The 25,816-nt window shown below is 57.8% G+C and carries 21 protein-coding genes, 1 tRNA gene, 2 pseudogenes and 1 riboswitch; of the genes and pseudogenes, 10 read left to right on the top strand and 14 right to left on the bottom strand.

All coding sequences use genetic code 11. From position 1 onward, the window contains the following. The 3 genes and pseudogenes from VJ651_RS15360 to VJ651_RS15350 form a co-directional block, all read left to right on the top strand. Positions 1-131, top strand: a pseudogene (locus VJ651_RS15360) (IS5/IS1182 family transposase); the annotation flags it as partial. Between the two features lie 80 nt (positions 132-211). Next, positions 212-433, top strand: coding sequence for a hypothetical protein (locus VJ651_RS15355; protein WP_324108285.1), 222 nt, complete (start codon positions 212-214; stop codon positions 431-433). A gap of 90 nt (positions 434-523) precedes the next feature. Continuing rightward, positions 524-704: riboswitch (yybP-ykoY riboswitch) on the top strand. A 1-nt stretch (position 705) separates the two neighbouring features. Beyond that, entirely contained in the window at positions 706-1,284 is a 579-nt protein-coding gene (locus tag VJ651_RS15350) for a TMEM165/GDT1 family protein (RefSeq protein ID WP_324108284.1), read from the top strand. A 553-nt stretch (positions 1,285-1,837) separates the two neighbouring features. Here the strand turns inward: VJ651_RS15350 and VJ651_RS15345 are convergent. Both VJ651_RS15345 and VJ651_RS15340 read right to left on the bottom strand, forming a co-directional pair. Further along, positions 1,838-3,010: a chromate transporter gene (locus tag VJ651_RS15345; RefSeq protein ID WP_324108283.1), complete on the bottom strand. Its 1,173-nt coding sequence runs from the start codon at positions 3,008-3,010 to the stop codon at positions 1,838-1,840. Further along, a pseudogene (locus VJ651_RS15340) lies at positions 3,007-3,366 on the bottom strand (chromate resistance protein ChrB domain-containing protein); the annotation flags it as partial. The pseudogene VJ651_RS15340 and the gene VJ651_RS15345, both read right to left, overlap by 4 nt. Before the next feature lie 85 nt (positions 3,367-3,451). On the opposite strand from VJ651_RS15340, the gene VJ651_RS15335 reads away from it, so the two are divergent. Beyond that, entirely contained in the window at positions 3,452-4,222 is a 771-nt protein-coding gene (locus tag VJ651_RS15335; protein WP_324108282.1) for a DUF302 domain-containing protein, read from the top strand. A gap of 526 nt (positions 4,223-4,748) precedes the next feature. Then, positions 4,749-4,835, top strand: a tRNA-Ser gene (locus VJ651_RS15330). A 391-nt stretch (positions 4,836-5,226) separates the two neighbouring features. On the opposite strand, the gene hemW is transcribed toward VJ651_RS15330, so the two are convergent. The 5 genes from hemW to VJ651_RS15305 all read right to left on the bottom strand — a co-directional run bounded on the left by hemW (position 5,227) and on the right by VJ651_RS15305 (position 9,806). Then, positions 5,227-6,459, bottom strand: coding sequence for a radical SAM family heme chaperone HemW (gene hemW, locus VJ651_RS15325; protein ID WP_324108281.1), 1,233 nt, complete (start codon positions 6,457-6,459; stop codon positions 5,227-5,229). Continuing rightward, positions 6,456-7,040 (bottom strand): RdgB/HAM1 family non-canonical purine NTP pyrophosphatase, encoded by a 585-nt coding sequence (rdgB, locus tag VJ651_RS15320; protein ID WP_324108280.1) that lies wholly within the window; start codon positions 7,038-7,040, stop codon positions 6,456-6,458. The genes hemW and rdgB overlap by 4 nt, the downstream gene beginning before the upstream one ends. Before the next feature lie 69 nt (positions 7,041-7,109). Next, a complete protein-coding gene (gene rph, locus VJ651_RS15315; RefSeq protein WP_292934541.1) occupies positions 7,110-7,844 on the bottom strand; it encodes a ribonuclease PH in 735 nt (244 codons plus the stop codon). 9 nt (positions 7,845-7,853) lie between these two features. Beyond that, entirely contained in the window at positions 7,854-8,786 is a 933-nt protein-coding gene (locus VJ651_RS15310) for a PP2C family serine/threonine-protein phosphatase (protein WP_324108279.1), read from the bottom strand. Between the two features lie 12 nt (positions 8,787-8,798). Further along, positions 8,799-9,806 carry a serine/threonine-protein kinase gene (locus VJ651_RS15305; RefSeq protein WP_324108278.1) on the bottom strand — a complete coding sequence of 336 codons (1,008 nt, stop codon included), beginning with the start codon at positions 9,804-9,806 and terminating at the stop codon, positions 8,799-8,801. 97 nt (positions 9,807-9,903) lie between these two features. Here VJ651_RS15305 and VJ651_RS15300 point away from each other — a divergent pair, with 97 nt between their 5' ends. From VJ651_RS15300 to VJ651_RS15285, 4 genes are read left to right on the top strand one after another with little or no spacing between them, the layout of a single operon-like run. Then, complete coding sequence (locus tag VJ651_RS15300; protein WP_324108277.1) at positions 9,904-10,818, top strand: YicC/YloC family endoribonuclease; 915 nt, start codon at positions 9,904-9,906, stop codon at positions 10,816-10,818. An 18-nt stretch (positions 10,819-10,836) separates the two neighbouring features. Beyond that, positions 10,837-11,481 (top strand): guanylate kinase, encoded by a 645-nt coding sequence (gene gmk / locus VJ651_RS15295; RefSeq protein WP_324108289.1) that lies wholly within the window; start codon positions 10,837-10,839, stop codon positions 11,479-11,481. A gap of 22 nt (positions 11,482-11,503) precedes the next feature. Then, entirely contained in the window at positions 11,504-11,707 is a 204-nt protein-coding gene (rpoZ, locus tag VJ651_RS15290) for a DNA-directed RNA polymerase subunit omega (RefSeq protein WP_324108276.1), read from the top strand. Between the two features lie 37 nt (positions 11,708-11,744). Beyond that, positions 11,745-14,015 carry a bifunctional (p)ppGpp synthetase/guanosine-3',5'-bis(diphosphate) 3'-pyrophosphohydrolase gene (locus VJ651_RS15285; RefSeq protein ID WP_324108275.1) on the top strand — a complete coding sequence of 757 codons (2,271 nt, stop codon included), beginning with the start codon at positions 11,745-11,747 and terminating at the stop codon, positions 14,013-14,015. A gap of 18 nt (positions 14,016-14,033) precedes the next feature. Here VJ651_RS15285 and VJ651_RS15280 read toward each other — a convergent pair whose 3' ends face one another. From VJ651_RS15280 to VJ651_RS15255, 6 genes are all read right to left on the bottom strand, one after another. Further along, positions 14,034-15,371 carry a DUF3422 domain-containing protein gene (locus tag VJ651_RS15280; protein ID WP_324108274.1) on the bottom strand — a complete coding sequence of 446 codons (1,338 nt, stop codon included), beginning with the start codon at positions 15,369-15,371 and terminating at the stop codon, positions 14,034-14,036. A gap of 139 nt (positions 15,372-15,510) precedes the next feature. After that, positions 15,511-16,062, bottom strand: a complete 552-nt coding sequence (gene greB, locus VJ651_RS15275; RefSeq protein ID WP_324108273.1) for a transcription elongation factor GreB — start codon at positions 16,060-16,062, stop codon at positions 15,511-15,513. Between the two features lie 52 nt (positions 16,063-16,114). Beyond that, a complete protein-coding gene (locus tag VJ651_RS15270) occupies positions 16,115-17,395 on the bottom strand; it encodes an EAL and HDOD domain-containing protein (RefSeq protein ID WP_324108272.1) in 1,281 nt (426 codons plus the stop codon). A gap of 182 nt (positions 17,396-17,577) precedes the next feature. Next, positions 17,578-18,495 (bottom strand): 23S rRNA (adenine(2030)-N(6))-methyltransferase RlmJ, encoded by a 918-nt coding sequence (locus tag VJ651_RS15265; protein WP_324108271.1) that lies wholly within the window; start codon positions 18,493-18,495, stop codon positions 17,578-17,580. Positions 18,496-18,612: 117 nt separating this feature from the next. Next, positions 18,613-19,815, bottom strand: coding sequence for a multidrug effflux MFS transporter (locus VJ651_RS15260; protein WP_324108270.1), 1,203 nt, complete (start codon positions 19,813-19,815; stop codon positions 18,613-18,615). 23 nt (positions 19,816-19,838) lie between these two features. Then, the gene (locus tag VJ651_RS15255) at positions 19,839-20,273 is read right to left on the bottom strand and encodes a MarR family winged helix-turn-helix transcriptional regulator (protein ID WP_324108269.1); all 435 of its coding nucleotides are present in this window, start codon (positions 20,271-20,273) and stop codon (positions 19,839-19,841) included. 388 nt (positions 20,274-20,661) lie between these two features. Here VJ651_RS15255 and VJ651_RS15250 point away from each other — a divergent pair, with 388 nt between their 5' ends. After that, positions 20,662-23,886, top strand: coding sequence for an MASE3 domain-containing protein (locus VJ651_RS15250; protein WP_324108268.1), 3,225 nt, complete (start codon positions 20,662-20,664; stop codon positions 23,884-23,886). A gap of 192 nt (positions 23,887-24,078) precedes the next feature. Here VJ651_RS15250 and aceA read toward each other — a convergent pair whose 3' ends face one another. Then, positions 24,079-25,389 (bottom strand): isocitrate lyase, encoded by a 1,311-nt coding sequence (gene aceA, locus VJ651_RS15245; protein ID WP_136415499.1) that lies wholly within the window; start codon positions 25,387-25,389, stop codon positions 24,079-24,081. Positions 25,390-25,816: the final 427 nt, after the last annotated feature.

Below are 25,816 nucleotides of genomic sequence, written 5' to 3'. Positions count from 1 at the left end.
GGGCGGCTCGCTTTCGCCGCCTGGCGCGCGACTATGAGCGGCTTGCCGACACGCTGGCAGGACTTCATTTCGTCGCCTTCGCATGTCTCATGCTCAGTAAGGCCGCTGCCATGCTGGGTCAAGGTTCATAACACCCTCTAGGAGAATGCCGTCCGGTGTAATGACAGTCTGTGCAGTGCCCAAATCATTACAGACGTCGAGCAGGCCGGGCATGCCGTCCATGACGACTGAGCCGCGCGGGTTCCTCAACGGCCGCAAGGTCGACCTTGTCGATGATAGCTACGACAATGCTATCGGAATTGGCAAACTGCCGGAATCCGGCTGGCCGCTCGAGAGCCTGGAGCAAGCAGCCTCATCTTTCAGCCATGCTTCATCGTCGAGAAAGACGTCCGAGCCGGAACTATCTTTCTGCAATGGTCAGGACATTTGTTGATGTCCCGTTGGAACAGCTTATCCAAAGGAAGAAGGCAATCATTGATACTGCTTTAGTCCCAATAGATGCGTATTTAAATTGCCTGTATAATCGGCGCCGTCATTGGGGAGTAGCCGCCCTTCACCTTCTGAAGGGGCCTGCGTCAACATACTTGGCCCACCGGCCATGGCGCAAGCGGTTTCCAGACTTGGCAAGACCTTTGACCACTTCGCCTCCACACTGGCCGGGGACGCGTTGTGGTCAATCGTCTATGAACCGGCTCGGGATATTCTATGGAAGCACTCCTCATCTCAACAGGTGTTGTTGCCTTGGCAGAAATCGGCGACAAGACCCAGCTCCTCGCGTTCATCCTTGCGGCCCGCTTCAAAAAGCCTCTTCCCATCGTGGCCGGCATCCTGTGCGCGACGCTGGTCAATCATGGTCTCGCTGGCGTCCTTGGTGCGTGGATTACCGCGGCACTCCGTCCTGAAGTTTTGCGCTGGATTCTTGGCGCTTCCTTCATCGGCATGGCCATTTGGACGCTCATCCCGGACAAAATCGAGGAAGAAGAAACTCAGGTCGCCAAAAAGTTGGGTGTCTTCGGAGCCACCCTTGTCACTTTTTTTCTCGCGGAAATGGGCGACAAAACCCAGATTGCAACGGTTGCGATGGCTGCCCATTACTCGAATCCGCTGCTCGTCGTAGCCGGCACCACCCTCGGCATGCTCATCGCGGACGTGCCGGCTGTATTCGTTGGCGATAAGCTGGCGTCCAAGATTCCAATGAAATTGGTTCACTCGATTGCCGCCGGCATCTTTGCTCTGCTTGGCGTTGCTACATTGCTTGGGGCTGGCAAGGAACTTGGATTCTGATTTGCGCCGACGCTCAACTTCTTCCTTCCCTGACGTGTCATGGAAAGGAATGCAGACACCATGAACGCAAGCACAAAGAAATCGTGCGATGTACGTTGAGGCGATAGTCCTCTGTAGCTCAATATCTTGCGTGCAGAGTGCCGCTACTCACCAAGGCGGAACCACTGAGCGAAAGGCAGATGTATGGCGAATTCATATTGGTGGCAAGCGTGTTTTCGGCGAGGTGGACTTGATGCCCATGAAGTTTGCAAACGATTCTGCCGGCACGGCTGAATTCAAGCGCAATATCGTCCCAATTGAACGCCAAGCCAGTGGGCAACGGATTGCCCAGGCGGTTGACCGGAACGTCAAGTCATCGACGTCACCCAAGACCGTGCGACGATTTGTCAATCGCTTGCACCGTTCTATTTGTCTGTATCCTCAGACGGTGCAGTTACCTTTTATGCCGACGTCCTGTTTCAATGTGCGCAGTATCCAATACTGGCGCCGGAGCACTGATTGCTGCGGCGAGGGCGGCGGAAATTGCTATACGTTTCAACATGGCGGAGTCTCTTCATGAGTGCATGACCGGATACAGAACTAATCCGGCAACTGCCGAAGCCGCGATGACCACTGGTTCTTGGAGTTTTTTGAAGCGCCACAGCAAAATCACTACGACGACCGCGATGACGGCTGTCGGGATGTCGACGATTGAACGTCGCGCTAGCACTATGACGGAGCCGGTGATGGCACCGATTGCAGCCGCGGTTATACCATCGACAAACGCCACCACCCCAGGCAACTTGCCGTATTTTTTGAAATACGGTGCCGGGATGATGGTAAACAAATAGCAGGGAACAAACGTCGCCAAGGCTGCAACGATGGCTCCATTAAGACCAGCAATCAGGTAGCCAATGAATCCGACGGTAATGACCACCGGCCCAGGAGTAATCATCGCAACCGCCACAGCGTCGACGAATTGTTTCTCATTGAGCCAGTGGTGCTGCTGCACGACCCCGCCATACAGGAACGGCACAATGGCCAGCCCCGAGCCGAAGACGAATGCGCCGGCCTTGCCGAAGAACAGTCCGATTTGTGTCAGCAAGGACGCGTCCATCGACCCGAACCACGCACCTGTCATCGGTGTTTGCACCAACACCGCGGCATGGACGTCGCCACCTGTCAACCATTTCGGCGGAGCGCGCAGCAACCATATGGCGACGCCAGACGCGATGAACAGCCAGGCCACTTCCGACTCGGTCACAACCGTGACAGCTAGCAGCAACAGGTAAATCGCCCAGAGCTGCTTATCCTTGCCAATACTTTTCTGCGTCAGCTTCTTCGCGCTCATCGCGATAATGCCGATGACCGCCGCCCCGACCCCATAAAACACTGCCTGCATCCACGACAGCCCACCGAACCGGGCATAGGCCCAGCCGAGCGCCACCACCATCAGGAATGACGGCAATACAAATGCGAGACCTGCAAGCGTCGCACCGAGGACGCGATAGTGAACGAAACCGAGATAAATGCCGAGCTGCGCGGCTAGCGGGCCGGGCGCCATCTGAGCCAGCGCCAGCCCCTCCTTATAGTCGCTTTCGGTAATCCACTTCCTGTCTTCCACCAGGTCGCGATGCATGTAGCCAACCAGAGCTACCGGGCCTCCAAAACCCATCGCACCGAGACGCAGCATGTACAGCACCATCTGCCAAAGGCTGTAATGGGGAGGCTGATGAATATCAGTCATGTTGCCGGCTCCTTACGGTAATGGCGGTGGAGTGAATCCAGGACATGACTGAACTCCCTAAGAAGTTCATCGTCGTCCCGTAAGCGTTCCCGCGTTCCTGCCAGAATGGCTTCGCACCCGGTGGCTTCCGGGTGCGCGGCACCACCGACATCAAGGAAATGGACGAGCGCCGCGATTTGCGACAAGCCACGGTCTTTCTCCAGGTCGAAGCTCTCAAGTAGCACCTCGAATGTGACTTTGCCGCCGACGTGGGTGAATGCCGCGCCGTCGAAATCGAAGCCCAATGCATCCGGTGGGCAATGGGCCGGACTGTCAAGCCAGAGGAACTTCGACTCGCGGTCGATGAACCGCTTGATGTAGCCATGCCCTTGTATTTACATTCATGTAGCGAACTCTACTGCACGTCACAAAAATAACAAAATAGATTCACGAAATAACACGATGGGCAGCCCCCCCCTTCAGGCACGACATCCAACAATTTGCTCTAGCGGAATCCGCGCTGCCACTTCTATTGGCCTGCGCAGGAATTCTGGTATCGCACACTCCAACGCCTTCTCAATTATCTGGCCAGCGATTTCCTCAAGATATTTGCTTAGGCGCCATCAGGAAAGAAACAATGATTCATCCCGAGCTTCGTGCGTTCACCCAAAAGATGGCTGTGGTCGTGAGGGCGACTTGCATGCCGGTGTCCTTTATTGCCATCCTCTCCATACCATTCCAGCCTGGTTGCCGGGCGGGACTGCGGATTCCTTTTCAATTTTCGAAATTATCGAGAACCCGCGATGGCGACTAGATACGGTTTCGGAAAAAACGGTCGACAATTCATTCTCAGATGCAATCGACAAGGTGACAAAGGCACTTCAAGAGGAAGGATTCGGTATTTTGAGCGACATCGATGTGGCTGCAGCGTTAAAGAAGAAGCTTAATAAAGACATTCCTCCCTATCGCATCCTGGGCGCATGCAATCCTCCACTAGCTGACCTGGCCATCAAAATCGTCCCGTCCATCGGCTTGCTTCTTCCTTGTAACGTAGTTGTACGTCAAGACGACACTGATCGAGTACACGTCGAATTCATGGATGCAGATGCCGTGTTGAAGCTGGTCGACTCACTGGAAATCGCGGGGTTGGCAAGTGAGGTACGCCAACGATTGGAACGAGTAATGGAAGCAGTGCAGGAAACTGGCGGCACGCAGTTCGTCTCGTGTATCTAGGCCGCTACGCGAGAGATTTGATCTGACCCGGATTTCACTCCATGCTTTCTCTGAACAGCAGGTATATCGTCAAGTGCACGCCGGCGGAACCAAACGCTTTCCCCGTTACCCCTCGTTCGACCTCAGGCGCCTTCTGCATGCGGATACAGCAAATGCAGACTACGCACGAAGTGAAGCATTGTTCGAATAGCGCTTCGACATGCCCTCGATTTTTCGACGAGACAGTAACGAATATCTGCATTCATTTCCCTATCAAATAGATGACGGCGAAGTATTTGGTGCCTCGACGAATTTCCCGCCATACCCGCCTTGTGATACTCCGCGTATATGAGACGAGACTTCGTGCTGTTCTGTGTTCCAGCGCAGGTACTGCCCTAGCACGAGGAGTTGCGCAGGTTGTCTTTGCAGGTGAGAGAACCGCATTCGAGAATGCATTGCGTACTCCATCAGCAGCTTCTAAACGGGAAGTCCGGCTTTGCGCGGATAGCTTCTAGCTAAGAACAATTTTCGGCTACAATTATAAGTTGGAGGGTTGGCCGAGTGGTTTAAGGCACCGGTCTTGAAAACCGGCGAGGATGCGAGTCCTCCGTGAGTTCGAATCTCACACCCTCCGTATTAATTGCAAGCTCATGCAACTTCGGATTAGTTCACCCAATTTATTGCTTCTCATATTTCACGGACGGTTTCCCATCGGCAGTTTTCAAGACTGCCGGCTAAACCACTCACCCAAGTCTCCTAAACTTTATCCATGCCTGGTTGCGGAGATGATCCGCCTGCTACGGAGGCTCCTCCCTTCGAGCCCGCATGGAATCAAGAGCTCCAGGAATGGGAGCGACCTTCAGGATCAGTGCCGTAAACCGCTCGGCCGCGCCTCCGGTCATGGGAGCCATCACACAAGTGGCGGCGGTACGACCTTCGAATGCGAGAGCGTTCGTCCTCTGCCAATTTTTGTGCAGTGCGCGTCATACCTAAGTCGCGCGCGATTTCTCTGACGCCGATAGCAATTAATTCAGAAACAACTGTTGCAGGTCGTTCAGGAAGCGCTGTCCGAGTTCGGTCGGCTTGATGATCTTGTGGTCGCGGTACAGCAGCCCCTTGGCTTCAGCCGCGTTGAGCGCTTTTTCAATCGCATTGATCGTCAATCCGGTGCGCTCCGCGAACAGATGGGTTTCAAACCCGTTATTCAGCCGCAGGGCATTGAGCATGAACTCAAAGCCGAGCTCGTTCCTGCCGACTTCGAATTCTTCCTGCACCGGCCGGCCGGCTTGCACTTGTTCCATGTAGGATTTCGGCTGCTTGTAACGCATCTGCCGCACGATCCGATGCGGGAATGAAATCTTGGAATGCGCCCCTGCACCGATGCCGAGATAGTCGCCAAACTGCCAGTAGTTCAGATTGTGGCGTGCCTGCCGGTTGGGCTGCGCATAAGCCGAAACCTCGTAGTGCTGATAGCCGGCGTCGCCGGTCAGTTCCTGAATCATGTCCTGCATTTCGGCGCTGGCATCGTCGTCCGGCACCACCGGCGGATACTTCGCGAAGTAGGTATTCGGCTCGAGCGTCAAGTGGTACAGCGACAAGTGCGGCGGAGCGAAACCGATTGCCGTCGTCACATCCCTGCGCGCCTCTTCCAGCGTCTGCGAAGGCAGCGCATACATCAGGTCGAGATTGAAGTTGTCGAAATTCGCCTGCGCGATGTCGATCGCCTTGCGGGCTTCCTTGTCATCGTGGATGCGGCCAAGCGCCTGCAGATGCCGTGCGTTGAAACTCTGGATGCCGATCGACAGGCGATTGACGCCGCTGTCGCGGTAGGACTTGAACTTGTCCGCCTCGAAGGTGCCGGGATTGGCCTCCATCGTGATTTCCGCCGCGCCGTCGAGCGGCAGCAGCGTGCGGATGTCGGCGAGCAGCTTGTCGAGGCCGGCCGCGGACATCAGGCTGGGCGTGCCACCGCCGATGAAGATCGTGTAGATCTTGCGGCCCCAGATGAGCGGCAATGCCTGTTCAAGGTCGGCGCGTAGCGCGGCAAGGTAGTCGTCCTCGGGGAACCCGCCTTTCGCTTCATGTGAATTGAAATCACAGTACGGGCACTTCCGCACGCACCAGGGAAAATGCACATACAGCGACAACGGCGGTAGCGCTGTCAAATGCAGCGCGCCCGGTTTCAGGAATGCGTTTGCTGTTTCAATCGGCGTACTCGCCGTCTTGCCACCCGACGAAACGGGCTTAATGGGAATCATCGTAATTTCTCAACCAATGCACGCAGGGCCTGCCCTCGATGCGACAAGCGATTCTTTTCCTCGGCCGACAATTCGGCCGCGGTCTTGCCGAGTGCAGGCAGCAAGAAATGCGGGTCGTAACCGAAGCCGCCTTGCCCGCGCGGCGTCGCAACAATCTCGCCATTCCAACGCCCTTCGGCGATCACGGGCTGCGGGTCGTCGGCATGGCGCACGAAGACCAGTACACAGTAATAATAGGCCGACTTGTCGGCATGTGCGGCCAGGTCCGCAACCAGCTTCTGGTTGTTGCGCGCGTCGGATTTCGGCTCGCCGGCGTAGCGCGCGGAGTACACGCCTGGCGCTCCGCCCAGCGCGTTGGCGCAGACGCCGGAGTCATCCGCCAAGGACGGCAGGCCGGTGATGCGCGCGGCGTGGCGTGCCTTGGCAAGCGCATTTTCGACAAAAGTCGGATGCGGCTCTTCCGCCTCCGGTACGTTGAATTCACCTTGAGCATGCACTTCAAAGCCGATCGGGGCGAGCATTTCACCGAATTCCTTCAACTTGCCGGCATTATTCGATGCGAGAACGAGACGTTGCGTCATGAGAACCATAAAATGAAAACACGCGACCGTCGATCACCGGGCCGCGTGGCTTGAACGTGTAGGCAATGATCAGGCAGGCAACCCGAGGCTTGTCTTCTGTAGTGAAATCAGCTCAAGGATACCTTGCTGCGCGAGATCGAGCAGCCTGTTCATCGTTGCACGGTCGAAGGCCGCACCTTCCGCCGTGCCTTGCACTTCGACAAAATGGCCGGCATCGGTCATCACGACATTCATGTCGGTATCGCAGTCGGAATCTTCAAGGTAATCGAGATCGAGTACCGGCATGCCGCGATAGACACCGACCGAAATGGCCGCAACGAAATGCTTCAACGGAATCGCGGTAATCAGATTCTTCTGCGCGAGTTTGCTGAATGCATCGTACGCAGCCACCATGGCGCCGGTAATCGCCGCCGTACGCGTGCCGCCATCGGCCTGGATCACGTCGCAATCCAGATGCAGCGTACGCTCGCCGAATGCTTCCAGGTCGAACGCGGCGCGCAGCGAGCGGCCGATCAGACGTTGAATTTCCTGCGTGCGGCCGGACTGCTTGCCTTTGGCGGCTTCGCGGTCCATGCGCGAATGCGTCGAGCGCGGCAGCATGCCGTATTCCGCCGTCAGCCAGCCCTGCCCTTTTCCTTTCAGGAAGGGCGGGACTTTTTCTTCGATGCTTGCCGTGCAGATCACCTTGGTGTCGCCGAACTCGACCAGGACGGAACCTTCGGCGTGCTTGGTGTAATGACGGGTCAGGCGGACAGGACGCAATGCATCGGCGGGGCGTCCGCTCGGACGGTTTTCAAACAACATGGGTATGCCTTAATTTTTGGAAGTTACGCGGGAAGTCTTTTCGATGGCGCCACGGATCTCTTCGATCGCTTTTTCGATTTCCATGTCGTTGAAGACATCGGCGCCCTCCAGGTCGGCGTGGCGCGGCGCCTGGATGGTTGTGGTAACGCTGCCGATCGGCAGGGTATGCGTGATGATGGTGTTCGGCGATTCCTGCAGCGTGGTCGCGCCCTCCCACATCATTGCCAGCGCGGTGACATTGTCGCTGCTCTTGCCGGCGATGCCGGTGGCGGTCGCCAGCAATTCCGGTACCGCGCGCACGACGGTATTGGTGGCCAAGCTCTCTGCAAGCACATGGTCCGGCAGTACCGACCACAAGCCATCCGAGCACAATAGCAGAACATCGCCCGGTTGCAGGCTCGCGCGGCGCGACAGTTCGACGATGGGCATGTTGGGCGCGCCCAAGCAGTTGAAGAGCTTGTTGCGTTCCGGATGCGTGTCGCGTTCGGAGGGATCGACCTTGCCTTGCGCGATCAGGGTTTCGATGCGTGAATGATCGCGGGTACGCGCAAGAATCTGCCCGCGTCGCATCCAGTACAGCCGTGAATCGCCGCAATGCGCCCAGAACGCATTGTTGTGCTGGATGAGGCAGGCAACAATCGTGGTGCGCGGCGTTTCAGGCAAGTTGTTGATCGCGCGATAGCGATGAATTTCGCGGTGTGCCGCAAAGAAACTGTCTTCGAGAAACTTCTCCGGTTTTTTTACATACGGATTGGCATTCTGCTGGAACAGCGATCCGATGGTCTGCAAGGCGATGGTCGCGGCCATCTCGCCCTGAATATGGCCGCCCATGCCGTCGGCCAGCACCAGCAGCAGCGCATCGCGGGTAAAACAGTAGCCCATGCGGTCCTGGTTGTTCTTGCGGCCGCCGATATGGCTTTCTTGATAGACAGAAAATCGCATGCGCTTGTCGACTTAGCGTGTGTTGTTTTGGATCGTGGTGGTACCGGCATGAGGATGCTTGCCGAGACCGCTGAACAGGCCGCGCAGCTTGCTGCTCATTTTCTCCATCAGGTCCGCTTCCTTTTTCTCCGGCACCGGCTCACGCAAGGCCTTTTGCAAGGCGAACACGCTTTGCGGCCGCTCCAGCGGCTCGATGCGCAGCGCCCAGCGAATGACCTGGATCAGTTCACGCGAATACATGCCTTCGAGCTTGCGGAAGTGATCCTCCATCTTGTCGTTGGTCTTGCGCTGGTCGGCCGGCTGCGGCGGCGCGCCGACCATGCAGGCGAACATCGATGCGCCGATGCTGTAGATGTCGGTCCAGGGGCCGAGACTGCCGTTCTTGGCATACAGTTCGGGCGGCGCAAAGCCGGGCGTGTACATCGGGTACAGCTTCGGCATGTCGGTTTTCAGGGTCTGCCGCGCAGCACCGAAATCGAGCAGGATGGGCGTGCCGTCCATGCGCAGATAGATGTTTGCCGGCTTGAGATCCAGGTGCAGCAGCTTGTTTGCGTGCACTTCGCGCAGGCCGTTCATCACCTGATTGAACATTTTGCGGATGAATCGTTCCGACACCAAAGGTCGCTCGCCCTTGTCGCGCCGGCGCAGAATATGATCCTGCAAGGAACGTCCCGATTCATAGGCCATCACCATGTACACGGTGTCATTGGCGCGAAAGAAATTGATGACGCTGACCACATTGGGGTGGGAAATGCGCGCGAGCGCCCTGCCTTCCTCGAAGAAGCATTTCAGGCCGATGCGGAAAACCGGCAGGTTTTCCGAGGAAATCGCAGGGACGAGCTCGCCTGGCTGTCGCAATACCAACGAACTGGGCAAATATTCCTTGATTGCGACGGCGTTGCCATCTTCGTCGTAAGCCAGATAGACAATACTGAACCCGCCGGACGCAATCTTCTTTACAATGCGGTATCCAGCAATTTCGAGTCCGTCCGGCAATGGTGCATTGTTTTGCGCAGCCATCTTGTCCTTACCATATGTACATGCGAATGCCATAAGCATTCTTTCCGGATTGATTGTCTTGAGAAATCAGTGATTTGTAAAGCAAAAGGACTGCACTTTGACTATTAGCAGCATGACCGGATACGCAGTAGCCACACGCGAAACTGCCGCCGGAACCCTCACCGTGGAGCTGAAAAGCGTCAATTCCCGCTTTCTGGATTTGCAATTTCGTATCAATGACGAGTTGCGCGCCGTCGAACCGGCATTGCGCGAGGCCATCATGGGCCGGATCAACCGCGGCAAAGTCGAATGCCGCCTCAGTTTCGGCCGCAAATCGGGCACCGGAAGCGCGCTCAACCTCAATGCGACGCTGTTGACAACATTGTCGCAAATGCAACATCAAGTACGCCAAGTCTTTGCGAACGCGCCGGTCATGTCGGTCAATGAGTTGTTGCGCTGGCCCGGCGTGATCGAAGAACCGGAAATCACCCAGGAAACCCTGCAGGCCGATATCCAGTCCGTTCTGGCGGAAGCACTCGACGCTTTTGTCGATACCCGTGCCCGCGAAGGCGCCGCGCTGCAAGCGATGCTGCTCACTCGCATCGATGACATGGAAGCCATCGTGCAGCGCATCACACCGCTCATTCCCCAGGCGATCGCACAATTCCAGCAGAAAGCGACCGAACGCATGAAGGAAGCGCTCGGCCTGGCCACGCAGAACGGCGCCACCCCGTCGCAAAGCGTGTCCTCGGAAGACGCGTTGGAACGTATTCGTCAGGAAGTAACCCTGTATGGCATTCGCATTGACGTGGCGGAAGAGTTGTCGCGCCTGTCCGCGCATCTGACCGAAACCCGCCAGATCTTCAAGAAAGGCGGGCAGGTCGGCAAGCGTCTCGATTTCATGATGCAGGAGCTCAATCGCGAAGCCAACACGGTTGGATCCAAGGCTGCAATCAAGGATCTGTCCGACGCCTCGATGGCAATGAAGCTGTTGATCGAGCAGATGCGCGAACAAGTTCAGAATCTGGAGTAAGCCTTGACCGAGAATCTCATGTCCGAATCGCCCCCCCCGTCCGGAAGCCTGTTCATGGTGGTCGCGCCCTCCGGCGCGGGCAAATCAACCCTGGTCAACGCGCTGCTGGCGCAGGAACCGACGATCAAGCTCTCGATTTCCTTTACGACACGCGCGCCGCGCCCGGCGGAGCAGCATGGCCGCGAGTACTACTTCACGACGGTCGAGGATTTTCTGAAACGGCGCGAAGCCGGGGAATTTTTGGAATCCGCTGAAGTCCACGGTAACTATTACGGAACATCGCGGCTGCTGATCGAAGCAGAAATGAAGGCCGGGACCGACGTTCTGCTCGAAATTGACTGGCAAGGCGCTCAGCAGGTGAAAAAGCAGTTCCCGCATGCGGTCGGCATCTTCATCCTGCCGCCGTCGATCGCCGCGCTGGAAGAACGTTTGAAGAAGCGCGGACAGGACGAGCCGCATGTGATTACACGCCGGATTCTGGCCGCGGGCGGCGAAATCGCGCACGCTCCGGAGTTCGAATATGTTATTATTAATCAAGAGTTTGCGACCGCTTTGTCCGAATTGACCGCAATCGTCAAAGCGACCCGTTGCCGGTTCCCGCAACAGGCTGCACGCAACGCTTCCCTGTTCACCCAGCTTGGCATTCATGCCAGTTTGAGCTGATACCGCATTTTTAGGAGTATTCATGGCCCGCATCACTATCGAAGATTGCCTCAAACAAATTCCGAATCGTTTCCAACTGACTCTCGCTGCGACTTACCGCGCCCGTCAACTGCTGCAAGGCCACACACCCAAGGTCGACGCAAAGGACAAACCGACGGTCATCGCCTTGCGCGAAATCGCGTCAGGCAAGGTCGGGATCGAAATGCTGAAGAAAGTCCCGAGTTAAGTCACACCAAACGCCATGCGGCTGATATGCTTAAAGTATGAACCTGACACCTGCAGATTCAACACTATCAGCTGCTCCAAATAGCCGGGCGACACCCGATCGCCCGGTCGCCAAGAACGCCGACCCAGCCTTGAAGTCCGATCCCAACGCGGGACAGAACGCAAGCGTCGCTTCCGTTACCCATCTCAACAACAAGCTGGCCGAGTATCTGACGCCTTCGGAAATGAAGAAGGTGAAGGAAGCGTATCGCTTTTCGGATGAACGCCACCTGGGTCAGATTCGCAAGTCGGGCGAGCCCTACATCTCGCATCCGATCGCCGTCGCGGAAATCTGTGCCGACTGGAAGCTCGACGCGCAGGCCATCATGGCCGCGCTCTTGCACGACGTCATGGAAGACACGGACGTCAAGAAGGATGAATTGATCGAGCGCTTCGGCGCGCCGGTCGCCACACTGGTCGACGGACTGTCCAAGCTGGACAAGATCGAATTTCAGAGCCAGATCGAAGCCCAGGCGGAGAACTTCCGCAAAATGCTGCTGGCCATGGCACGCGACGTGCGCGTCATCCTCGTCAAGCTAGCCGACCGCCTGCACAACATGCGCACGCTCGGCTTCATGATCCCGGAGAAAAAGCGCCGCATCGCACGCGAGACGATGGAAGTCTATGTGCCGATCGCACATCGTCTCGGCCTGAACAATATTTATCGCGAACTGCAAGACCTGGCATTCGCGCATCTGTACCCATTGCGCTACAAAACGCTGTCGAAAGCGGTCAAGGCCGCGCGCGGCAACCGGCGTGAAGTGGTCAGCAAGATCATGGAGTCGGTCAAGAACACGCTGGTGGCGACCGGTATCCAGGCGCAAGTGTACGGACGGGAAAAGACGCTGTACGGCATCTACCGCAAGATGCGCAACAAGCACTTGTCGTTCTCCCAGGTGCTCGACGTCTACGGCTTCCGCATCGTGGTTGACAGCTTCGCCAATTGCTATGTCGCACTGGGAACGCTGCACGCGCTGTACAAGCCAATGCCTGGCAAGTTCAAGGATTACATCGCCATTCCGAAACTCAATGGCTATCAGTCGCTGCACACGACTTTGATCGGCCCGTACGGCACACCGGTTGAATTCCAGATCCGTACTCAGGAAATGCACCGCGTCGCGGAAGCCGGCGTCGCCGCGCACTGGCTGTACAAGGACGAGGAAGCCAGCCTGACCGATCTGCAGCAACGCACGCACGCATGGCTGCAATCGCTGCTCGATATCCAGAAGCAAACAGGCGATTCGGCCGAATTCCTTGAGCATGTGAAGGTCGACCTGTTCCCGGATTCGGTCTACGTGTTTACGCCGAAGTCGACAATCATTGCCTTGCCGCGCGGCGCGACCGTGCTGGACTTCGCCTACACCATTCACACCGATATCGGCGACCAGGCAATTGCCGCGCGCATCAATCATGAACAGGCGGCGCTGCGCACCGAATTGCGCAACGGCGACATCGTGGAAATCATCACGGCGCCCGCTTCGCGCCCCAACCCCAACTGGCTGACGTTCGTTCGCACCGGCAAGGCACGTTCCGCAATCCGGCATCATCTGCGCACGATTAACCTGGCCGAATCGACCGAACTCGGCAAGCGCCTCTTGGCCCAGGCGCTCACGGCGCTGCAGATCGATCCGGTACTGCCGGACACGATGCTGGAAAAACTGCGGAACGAGTCGAGCGCGAAATCGCTCGATGAACTCTATGCCGACATCGGCGTCGGCAAGCGCATGGCGACCCTGGTTGCGCGCCACATTCGCGGACTGATGGAGAGCGACCCCAATTCGCCGCAACCGCCTGCGATCGAAAAATCCTCGGGCAAGCTCGATCCGGTTGCGATCAACGGTAACGAAGGCGTTTCAGTACAATTGGCCGCCTGCTGCCAGCCGATTCCGGGCGACAGCATCATCGGCCAGCTCAAGCGCGACCAGGGCATCGTCGTGCATGCGACCGACTGCGACGTCGCCAAGCGCCAACATGCGAAGGAGCCGGATCGCTGGATCGAACTGGTATGGGATACGGAACTGACGCGCCGCTTCGACTGCCGCATCAAGGTGCTTGTCGATAATGAAAAAGGCGTACTGGCGCGCGTTGCGGCGGAAATCGGCGAATCGGATGCGAACATCACCTACGTCGGCATGGACGACGACCGTGACCAAATGATGAAACAGCTGCGCTTCACGGTCCAGGTGGAGGACCGCGTCCATCTCGCCCGCCTGATGCGCAACGTACGCAGAATCCGCGGCGTCGCCCGCATTCTCCGCGAACGAACCTAGAGCTCAGTTAAGACCGATCTATGCCGCATGGATGCTCTTGTGCATCCGGCGCAAGCCCAGCCACACGCCCGCTGCAATCAGCGGCAGCAGCAGCCCGGTCGACACATCCGGATTGACCGGCCAGCCCACCGCCTTCGCCGCCTTGCCGATATAGCTGAACAAGCCCGCCGTATAGTACGAGATCGCCACCACCGACAAACCTTCCACGGCCTGCTGCAGCCGCAGTTGCTGGGCGGCGCGCGCATTCATCGACTGCAGGATTTGCCGGTTCTGCTTTTCCTGCACGATGCCCACGCGTGTGCGCAACAAATCGTTGGTATGCGCGATCCGCTCGGCCAGCGCTTCCTGGCGGCGTGCCGTCGCCTCACACGTGCTCATTGCCGGCGTCAGTCGCCGGTCCATGAACTCCTCTACCGTTGGAAATCCCTCGATGCGCGTTTCGCGCAACTCCTCGATACGCGCATGGACGAGTCGGAAATACGCCTGCGAAGCAGAGAAGCGATAGCTGTTGTTCAGCGAGAGCTTTTCGATCCGCGCCGCCAGTCCGGTGATGTTGCCGAGCAGCGCCTGCTCATCGTCGGTATCCGAAAGCTGCGGAACATTGGACGTATTGACCATGGCTTCCGTCAATGTCGCCAGTTCGCCTTCAATCGCGTTCAGCACAGGTGTCGCGCGCTGCGCATGCGGCAGGCCGAGCAATGCCATCATCCGGTAGGTTTCGATCTCCAGCAAACGCTGCACCAGGCGCCCGGCCTGCTGTTCATGCAGGCCGACGTCGCGCACCACGAAGCGGCTGAAGCCGTCCGACTGGATCAGGAAATCGGTCCAGATCTCGCCGCCTTGCAGGACCTGGCTGCCAACCAGATTATTGCCCTCGAAGACGCGGCGCAGCCCGCTTGCGAAGGCTTCGGCCGAACCTCGGGTTTTGTCCAGCACGACATGCGCAGCCACCATGATCTTGCCTTGCAGGCCCAGCAGCCATTCCTGCGGAATTTGGAACAGCGGCACGCGTTCAAAAGCTTCCGCAAGCGACGGACTTTCATCATGGCGCTCGGCGAAGGTATAAGTCGCGAATTCGGTGTGGCACTCCCACTTGAGACGAAATCGACCGAAGTCGTGAAAGAAGTACTTGGCATCGGCGCCGGGCGCCGTGACACCGAAATGCTTGCATAAGGCGGACAGCAAGACGTGCTGACGCGCGGCGTTGGAGACATTCGGATTGGCGTCATCGCGCGCATAGACTGCCATATGCGTCAGGCTCTCCGGCGCGTCGAGGCTCAGAAAGGGGCGGGAATGCACTTCCGCGGCAAGCGGAACGCGCAGAACATGGTTCAGGCTGGAATAGATCATGGTCATGAAATTGTTTGTGTTCTTTTAAGCTATGCGGTCTCGCCACATTGTGTGCCGCGAAAATGACGGCGCCTTGACAAGCGGTGACAAAGGTGCGACCTGTCCGCGTCCTGTCCTGGCACGAATCAAATCAACCACCAATCGCTTATGACGCCGGATAGCTGACTTCGAGGATGGTGAGTTCATCGATACCGGCAGGCGTTTTCAGCACCACCGAGTCGCCCTCTCTGGCCTTGATCAAGGCGCGCGCCACGGGGGAAATCCAGCTGATTTTGCCATTGAGGGGGTCGAGTTCGTCGATGCCGACAATGGTGACGGTAAATTCGTCGCCTGCCTGATTCTCATAAGTTACGGTCGCGCCGAAAAAGATCTGATCGCTGCCGTGATGCACGGTCGGATCGACCACCTCGGCATTGTCCAGGCGCTTGGTCAGGAAGCGGATGCGGCGGTCGATCTCGCGCAGGCGGCGCTTGCCGTAAATGTAGTCGCCGTTCTCCGACCGATCGCCATTGGAGGCGGCCCACGACACGATGCCGACCACCTCGGGCCGGTCGACGTCGATCAGGTGCAACAACTCGTCCTTCAGGCGCTTGTGGCCGGCCGGCGTGATGTAGTTTTTCGTGCCGGCCGGTATGGCGGGCAAGCCGACGTCGACGTCATCATCGTCGTCCGATTCCTTGACAAATGCTTTGCTCATAATTGGCTATTGTAGCCCCGTGCGGCGCGTTCGAGACAGACGCTCACGGCAATCAGTTTGCGCTATGCGAAATCGCATTGCTCCACTCAAAGGCGGCGAGCTGCAGTTCGTACAGGTCTTCGCTCGACAGTTGCAGTTTTTGCAGCAATGCGTGAGCCTGTTCGCCGGCCTCCTCGATGTGCTCGATGCATTCCACCAGCTTGAGCATGTCGCCGAAGATCCCGCTACGCGACAAGAGCGCATCCTTGACTTCATCGGCTACGTGCAAGCGCGCCAGGGCTTGTTCCATGGGCAGTCCGAACAAGGCATCCATCAGCGACATGATGCCGACCGTAAATGCGGTATCGGCCATCGCATGATCCCCCGGCCGGATTTTCTCTGCCATCAATTCAAGCAGCTTCCCGCGTGTCGTTGCCAGGACAAACAGCGGCGACACCACGCCTCGCGGCCTGCCGAATTCAGCATAGAGCAGGATCTGCAGCCAGCGCTGCAGCTGAGCCCGCCCCAGGACCGTCAGTGCCTGTCCCAGAGAATTGATGCGTTGTCCTTCCGCCGCATTAGCGAGTCGCAGGAGCATCAGGCCAAGCGAAGCATCCCGCTTGATGTTGCGTTCAAGCTCGGCGTTATCCGCATTGGAAATGACTTGCGCCATCAATCGCATGATGGTCATCTGTGATGGCGACAGCTTTTTGCCCGTCAGCACCAAGGGCTTGGCGAAGTAATATCCCTGGAAATAATCGAAGCCGAGATCGAGGCAGATCTGGAACTGCGCAAGATTCTCCACTTTTTCTGCCAACAACTTCTTTTCTGCCTGCTTGAATCTGGCGCTCAGTCGGGACAAGCCCTCTTGCTCAACTCCTTTGATATCCACCTTGATCACTTCGACCAAGGGCAAGAGCTTCTGCACGCCGTCCGAATCGGCGACCACATCATCCAGCGCAAATACGTATCCCTCGCGAACAAGTTCCCGCACACGCCCGACCAGCCGGTCCGTGACCTTCACGGTCTCGAGGATCTCGAGCACAACGCGCTCGCGTGGAAGAAACTGGATGAAGTCGCTCATCAGGACCGCGGAGTCCACGTTGATGAAAGCGCGGGAAACGCCGATGACGTTCTCCATGCCGAGTTCCGAAGCATGCGCGATAACGGTGGCTGTCGCTGCAACATCGTCGGTGACGTTGGCGGGTCCTGCTGCGGCACTGCGAAACAGGAGTTCGTACGCAATGAGTTCTTGATCGCGATCGAGGATGGGCTGCCGCGCGAGGAAAAACTCCCGTCCGGGATGCGCGCGTGTGAAAATCTCCGGCGAAATATTGGCTACGAAATCGTCCATTGGCACGGTACTTTTTTCCTTGAACGCCGCTCCGGCGGGCCGCATGCTCAAACGAGGTCGGCACAGCACGGACGGACTTGAATTGATTTTCTCTCTTTATGATTGAAAATCGTTTCAATGATTCAAATGGTTACAGGTCTTGCCCTGTGCGGGATCGATTTTTCCAACGAATAAGCAAGCAATCAGCCGCGGCGCGCGCCGCCCTGGGTGCCGAGACCAGTGCCGGTTTCCAATGTAAACCCGGCGCCCGGGTCTTGTGCCAGCGCCTTCACCAGATACGGCATCAGTTCGCGCAACATCGGCTCCAGCGTCCAGGGCGGGTTGATGATGAACATTCCGCTGCTGTGCAAGCCGAAGCCATCGGGTGACGGCGTGCTCACGGACAAGGTGACGTTCAACCATTCCTTGACGGGTAAACGCTTGAGCTTGTCGGGCAGCTGACGCGACTCCATACGGTTGAGCACCGGGTACCAGACCGCATAGGTGCCTGTCGGGAAGCGGTCCAATGCATCCACCAGCGTGTCTTTCACACGCCGGTAGTCATCCTTCACTTCATAGGGCGGATCGATCAGGACGAGCCCGCGACGCGAGGGCGGCGGCAACAAGGATTTCAGGCCGATGAAGCCGTCCGTTTTCTGAATCATTGTCCGCTTGCCGCGTGCGTTCACGCGCTGGCCTTGCGCAGCGGCATGGGACTCCGTTTTGCGGAAGTTTTCTTCCAGAATTTTGCTCTCGCTCGGATGCAATTCGAACAGGCGAATCCTGTCCTGCTCGCGCGCAACCTTGTCCGCACAGTAAGGAGATCCCGGGTAATAGCGCATCTTGCCGCTCGGGTTCATCTCTTTGATCAAGCCGACATACTCTGCCAGGGCCGGCGGCAGGTCGGTGCGATCCCACAAGCGGCTGATGCCGGATTCGTATTCTGTGTTCTTGGCTGCGTATCCGGTGTCGAGCGCATAGACGCCGGCGCCCGCATGCGTATCGATGTACATGTACGGCGCGTCCTTCTGTCCGAGGTAGCGCAGCAACTGGATAAGCACGACGTGTTTCAGCACGTCCGCATGATTGCCTGCATGGAAGGCGTGGCGGTAACTCAACATGGGGATGCCCGGCAGTGATGATTGGTGAGGGCGCCCATTTTAACAGCCGGCACCACTATTCCACCGCCAGCTTGTCATGGTCAATGCATTTGTTGCAGACTGGCGGGCGCTTCAACTTCAGCTCTCCCGCTTCGTCATTTCGCCTTCTTTACGAACTCGCGCACCGATCGCCCAGCAAGCGAGAGTGAGCATGAAAAAGGCAAGAACGCCTTGCGCCAATTGAATTGCGCTATCAAAGAGCATCGGGGCAACCACGCCAGACACGAGAGAGAAAATCAGCATCTGCACGAAGCTCATCAGGGATGCCGCCAGTCCGCGCGTTCTCGGAAAAAGGTCAAGCGCCATGAGGCTCATCACTGGCATGGTCAGGCCCAATCCGAACGTGTAGAGCATGAGTGGCAGGACGGCCCAAGGCACCTTGGCAACGAAAAGCGCGTTGTAGGCCAGATTGCCGGCGGCAGCAACTCCCATGCAGGCAAATCCGATTCGCAGCAAGACGTTTTGCTGCATGCGATGCGCCAGCTTGCCGCTGAGCGCGGAACCAAGCACCATCCCTCCGATCATCGGCAAAAACAGCCAGGCAAACGCCGTCTCGGGTAGATGCAAGATCTCGATGATGAAACTGGGCGCAGAGGCAATGTAGAGTCCCATTCCGCCGAAGGCGAGTCCGACGGCCAGTGTTCTGGCCACGAATTGCGGATGCCGCAATGCGTTCCAATAATTTGTCGCCAGCGTGACCGGATGAAATCGAATACGAGATTGCCGCGGTAGGCTCTCCGGCAAGAAGCGGAAGCACGCCAGGAGCAATGCCAGCCCGAACACGGTCATGAAAACGAAGACCGAGCGCCAGCCGAAAGCGACATGCAAATATCCCCCCAGCACGGGCGCAATGGCCGGCGCCAGTCCGAATACCATCGTGACATGCGACATCAGGCGTTGTGCCGCCGCGCCCGTGAAATGATCTCGGATGATCGCCTGGCCGACCACGCGCCCGCCGCCGGCCGACAATCCTTGCAGCACGCGAAAGGTCAACAGCCATCCGAAACTGGGGGCAAGTGCGGCGCCGATGGAGGCTGCTGTAAAGAGCAGCAAGGACCCCAGGACGACCGGACGGCGCCCGAAGGAATCGGACAGCGTTCCGTAAAACAGGCTCATGACGGAAAAGGCGAGCAGGTACGCGCTCAAAGTCTGCTGCACGACCGCGAGGCTGACCGAAAACTGGCCGGCAATCGCCGGAAAGGACGGCAGGAAGGTGTCGATGGCGAATGCGCCGAGCATTGCAAGCCCGGCAAGCGTGGCGGTAAGTATCCAGGACGGCAAAACGTGGCTCCTCGGGCGGTTCGCTATTCGGGCTCGGATTCAAGATTGGCGCGCACCCGCTGAAGCAAGGACACAAGCTGCCCGCATTCCTCCGCGCTCAGACCCTTCACGGCGACACCGGACAGGCGAGATCCCTGTTTGTGCAAACTCCTGTGAATGGCCCGCCCTTGCTGCGTAAGTTGCAGATGCGTGCTGCGGCGGTCGCCCTCATCGATGCGGGCCTCCAGCAATCCCTTGTCGCGCAAGCCGCGAATCAGGCGCGCAAGCTGCGCCTTGTCGCGCCCAGAGTGCGTGACAAGGTCGCTCTGGGTAGCACCGGGATGCCTTGCAAAGAAACCCAGCACCTTGTTTTCCATGTGCGTGATGTCGTGAGGCCCATCGCGCAGACCACGGTACTGACGCGAGCGATAGAGATGCATGATGGTGTGGATCGACTCGAACACCTCGTCTGAAAGCATGGCAGCCATTTGGTTAACAACATCAACTTTTTTGCACAATGGATGACATTATCAACCAAATTCAAGAATTGTGAAAACCTTTTTCGACTGCGCGGGGCTGCAAGATTCCGTCATGAAGCGCCGCAACGAGCGGTGGATGTTGTTCGGGCGAATCCTTTCGACGCCAGCGCGGTTTGCACGCCAGCATCGTAGGAACGGGCAGCATGATTGCAAGAAAGGCAGTTTCTTGCCGATGCGTGGATATTTCTTGATTTGGAAAAACTCATACGCCGCTGCCAGGTATTAAACAGTAGTACTATTAAGCAATATAGCGCTGCACACATCAAAAAGGATCGTGCCGGCGCGCGAACTGCATGACCAGCGTGCATTCGTGCGGATCTACGTCGCAATGAATCAAGAAAATTCTTCCATTCCGCTGTCCGGCCTAGGTCAAATGGGCAAGGTCGCGAGCGTTCAGCCCTCGCATCTGCGTATTCCCGAATTGAAGCGTCTCAAGCGGCGCCAGGCCATCTTTCTGTTCGCCCTTGCAGTCATTTTTCTCATCGTCTGGCAAGCGCCGCCTCAACACGCATTCGCAGGCGTATCCCACTATGCCTGGCTGCACACCCTACTCGAGACGTTCGCCATCGTGGTGTGCGGCATGGTGTTTGGCGTCGCGTGGAATGCCTACAGCCGCGAGCGGCCGGGCAACACGATTCTGCTTGCGACCGGCTTGCTCGCCACCGGCATTATTCATGTCTTCCATATGCTGTCCTTTGCCGGCATGCCCGAGTTCGTCACACCGGCAGATCCGGAAAAGGCGATCAACTTCTGGCTCGCGGCACGTTCCCTGTTTGCGGCCTTGCTCCTGTACGTCGCGTTCCGCCCATGGAAGCCGTTTTCCCGGCCATCCGTGCGTTATATGCAGCTGGGCGGCGGCTTGGCCGTGGCGCTGCTGATCGGCTGGGTCGGCCTGTTTCATCGCGATCTGCTTCCGCGCACCTTTATCCCCGGACAAGGCCTGACAGAAATAAAAGTCGGTGCCGAATACATTCTTGTCGCCCTCTTCGCCGTTGCCGCCATTGCGTTTTTCCGGATACCGCAACAGGATCCGGCATACAACATCCCCAGCCTTTTCTCCGCCGCTGCTGTCTCGATACTCGGCGAGCTGTGTTTTACCCTGTACGCCGATGTGACCGATGTATTCAATCTCCTCGGCCATGTCTACACCGTGGTGTCGTTCGGCTTCATCTACCACGCCGTATTCATCAGCAGCGTTCGCGAGCCGTTCGAGCGGCTGGTGCGGGCCGAAGCGAAGACACGCGCCGCTTCCGCCTATGTGCACGGCCTGATCGAAACCAGCCTCGATCCATTGGTCACCGTCGGCATGGGCGGCAAGGTGACCGGGGCCAATCACGCCATGGAGGAAGTGACCGGCATCGATCGCGCGGGATTGATCGGAAGCGATTTCAGCACTTACTTCGTCGAACCGGAAAAGGCGCATGCGATATTCAAGGCCGTGCTCGAGCGTGGCCTGGCGCGCGACTATGCGCTGGCAATCCGTCACATCGACGGAAGGGCAACGCATGTGCTCTGCAACGGCAGCGTGCACTTTGACGAAGCGGGCCGTATTGCCGGCATATTCATCGCCGCGCGCGACGTCACCGAAACCAAGAAGGCGGAACGCGCCCTCGAACAGGCGCACGCGCTGCTCTCCAACATCACGGCGACCAGCCCGATCGGCATCACGGTATGGGATCTCAACGGGCGCATGAAATTTGTCAACGCCGAAGCGCAGCAGATCCTGAAGTGCAGCAAGGAAGAGTTGATGCAGTTGCCCTGGAACTCGGCAAGCTGGCGGATCACGGACTTGCGCGGCAAGACTTTGTCCGACGACGATCTGCCCTTCCACAAGGCGCTGACAAGCAAGCACCCCGTGTACGACTGCGAATTGGCCATCGAAGGACGCGACGGAAAACGCATCCTGCTTTCCGTCAATGCCTCCCCGCTGCGCGATGCCAGCGGAAAGCTGGAAGGCGTCGTGGCGACGCTCGACGACATCACGCAACGCAAGGCGGCGGAGGAAAAACTGCTCACTAGCGAAGAGCGTCTGGCGCAAGCCATGAGCGCAGCGCATATGGGTGCCTGGACCTGGGACGTGACACGCGACAAGGTGAAATATTCCGGCGATTTCATTGCACTGCTCGGATTGCCGAAGGATCAATCGGAAGCGAATCGCGCAACATTCTTTCAGCTGGTTCATCCGCAGGACCGAACCATGCTCGCCGATAAAATCGATCGCGCACTTCACGGCGACGAAGATTATTCAGCCGAATTCCGGGTAATCTGGCCGGATAAGAGCATTCACTGGATCGGCGTCAACGGCAGCGTCAGCTTCGACAGCAGCGGCAAGCCCTTGAAGATGTCGGGTGTCGGCCGCGACATTACGGGACTCAAGGAAGATCAGCTCGCATTGGAGCGCGCCGACCGGGCGCTGCGCACACTCTCCGCCGTGAACGACATGCTGATCCATGCGCAGGACGAACCCACGCTCCTGAATGCGGTCTGCCGCGTCATCGTCGAGATCGGCGGATATCCCATGGCATGGGTCGGAAAAGCCTTGCATGACACTCCGAAGACAGTTCAGCCTGTGGCGCACTTCGGGCGGGACGAGGGCTTTCTGGCACTGTCCCGGATTTTCTGGTCGGACAGCGAGAACGGTCGCGGTCCGACCGGCGCCGCCATTCGAACCGGCGTCACCCAGGTGAATCACAATTTCGCCACCAACCCGCTCATGAAACCCTGGCGCGAGGAAGCATTGAAACGCGGCTACCAGTCGAGCATTTCCTTCCCGCTCGGCGACTCCTTCTGCGTGCACGGCTCGCTCACGATTTACGCCTGCGAGCCCGATGCCTTCAGCCCGGACGAAGTCAGATTGCTGCAGGAAATGGCCGACGATCTCGCCTTTGGCATCACGACGTTGCGCATGCGGGCAGATCGTGACCGCATGGCAAAAGTGCAGCAGGAATACGACTCCATCCTGCGCCAGAGCCTGATGGAATCGATTCAGGCCATCGCCACGACACTCGAATTTCGGGATCCCTACACTGCCGGTCATCAGCGCCGGGTGGCGCTGCTTGCAAGCGCCATCGGCCGCGAAATGGGCCTGCCCGAGTCGACGATCGAGGGCATGCACCTCGCGGCGTCGATTCATGATGTCGGCAAGATCCAGGTTCCGTCGGAGATCCTGAACAAGCCGGGGAAAATCAGCCCGATCGAGCTGGAGCTGATCAAGACGCACCCGCAGGCGGGACACGATATCGTCAAGGACGTCCGCTTTCCCTGGCCGATCGCGCGCATCATCCTGGAGCATCATGAACGCCTCGACGGCTCGGGGTATCCGAATCATCTGAAGGACGACGAGATTCTGCTCGAATCGCGCATCGTGACGGTCGCCGATGTGGTGGAAGCGATGACCTCGCACCGTCCGTATCGTCCGGGACTCGGACTCGAGGCCGCACTGGAAGAGATCGAGACCAATCGAGGCAGCTGGTATGACCCGCAGGCGGTTGACGCCTGCCTACGCCTGTTCCGCGAAAAGCGATATTCGTTCGACGGGACCGACAATCACTGACCGGCCTGGCGTCTGCTTCGTCAAGCAGTCAGGCGGACAATCTCGCGATACGCCTGGCACGGCAGGCGAACATCGCACATCCAAAACAAAAGACCCCGCCTTTCGAAAAAGACGGGGTCTTTGCACAACCTTGCCACACCCGAGGCTTATTCCGGCCGCCGAAGCGGCCGCCCCGCAGGGAGATCAGGCAGATCAGTGGAACTGCTCTTCTTCGGTCGAACCGGTCAGCGCCTTCACGGACGAGGAACCGCCTTGGATCACGGTGGTCACTTCGTCGAAGTAGCCAGCGCCAACTTCCTGCTGGTGCGACACGAAGGTGTAACCCTTTTCGCGTGCTGCGAATTCCGGCTCCTGCACCATGTTGACGTAGTGCTTCATGCCTTCGCCGCGAGCGTATGCGTGCGCGAACTGGAATGTGTTGAACCAGTTGATATGGATGCCTGCCAGCGTGATGAACTGATACTTGTAGCCCAGTTCGGACAGCTTGTCCTGGAATTGAGCGATCGTCTTGTCGTCCAGGTTCTTCTTCCAGTTGAAGGACGGCGAGCAGTTGTAGGACAGCAGCTTGCCCGGGCATGCAGCGTGCACGGCTTGCGCGAATTCGCGGGCAAAGCCCAGATCCGGCGTGCCGGTTTCGCACCATACCAGGTCAGCGTACGGAGCGTAGGCAACGCCGCGGCTGATGGCTTGCTCCAGGCCGTTCTTGACGCGGTAGAAGCCTTCCTGGGTACGCTCGCCGGTCAGGAACGGCTTGTCGTTGGCGTCGTGGTCGGACGTGATCAGGTTCGCTGCTTCAGCATCGGTACGTGCCAGAACGATGGTCGGAACGCCCATGACGTCGGCTGCGAAACGTGCAGCAACCAGCTTCTCGATTGCCTCTTGCGTCGGAACCAGCACCTTGCCGCCCATGTGGCCGCACTTCTTCACTGCAGCCAGCTGGTCTTCGAAGTGCACGCCGGCTGCGCCAGCGGTGATCATGTTCTTCATCAGTTCGAAGGCGTTCAGCACGCCGCCGAAACCGGCTTCAGCGTCAGCAACGATCGGCAGGAAGTAGTCGATGAAGCCTTCATCGCCCGGGTTCACGCCACGCGACCATTGAATTTCGTCAGCGCGCTTGAAGGTGTTGTTGATGCGGCGAACCATGGTCGGCACGGAGTCGTATGCGTACAGCGACTGGTCGGGATACATGGTTTCGGAGGTGTTGCCGTCGGCAGCGACTTGCCAGCCGGAGAGGTACACGGCTTCCAGGCCAGCCTTGGCCTGCTGCATCGCTTGACCGGCGCTGATCGCACCGAAGGCGTTCACATAGCCCTTCTTAGCGCCGCCGTTGATTTTTTCCCACAGCTTCTCTGCGCCGCGCTTGGCCAGCGTGTGCTCGATCGGCATGGATCCGCGCAGACGGACGACGTCTTCCGCGGTGTAGTTACGCTTGATGCCTTTCCAGCGCGGGTTTTCAGCCCAGTCCTTGAGCAATGCCTGAATTTGCTGTTCGCGAGATGCCATGGTTATTCTCCTTGGTAAAACCGGTGAAAAGAAAAAGAAAACTCGATGGAGGAATAATATGCGCTTTTTTGCGAGGCAACAAGGTCTTATATAAGACATATAACTAAAATTAATTCTTTATTTTTCAATTACTTGATTGTTGTATTTTGCGATATGAAACGTTTTTTCTTAAAATGAAACAAGATTGTGACGCTCTGCGTCGGAGTTTTTCGCGATACGAAACGCGAATTTCGCGATATGAAAACTTGACCTGGATTAAGCGAATGCTCGGCAAATGAGGCCTTTGATTTGCATCTCCGCTTCAACATTCCGACTCCCTTCACCAGCAATTCTCAACACCGACGGTGCCAGAAGACCCTGACATACAGGGAACTGCGTCTGCACCCTCACATCTACCGCAGGAGGTCTTCTGCACGGCACGGATTCT

It is taken from the genome of Noviherbaspirillum sp. (assembly GCF_035254865.1).
GTDB lineage: Bacteria > Pseudomonadota > Gammaproteobacteria > Burkholderiales > Burkholderiaceae_D > Noviherbaspirillum.
The sequence above is the reverse complement of the archived record's forward strand: the minus strand, read 5'-3'. Positions and strand labels throughout refer to the sequence as shown.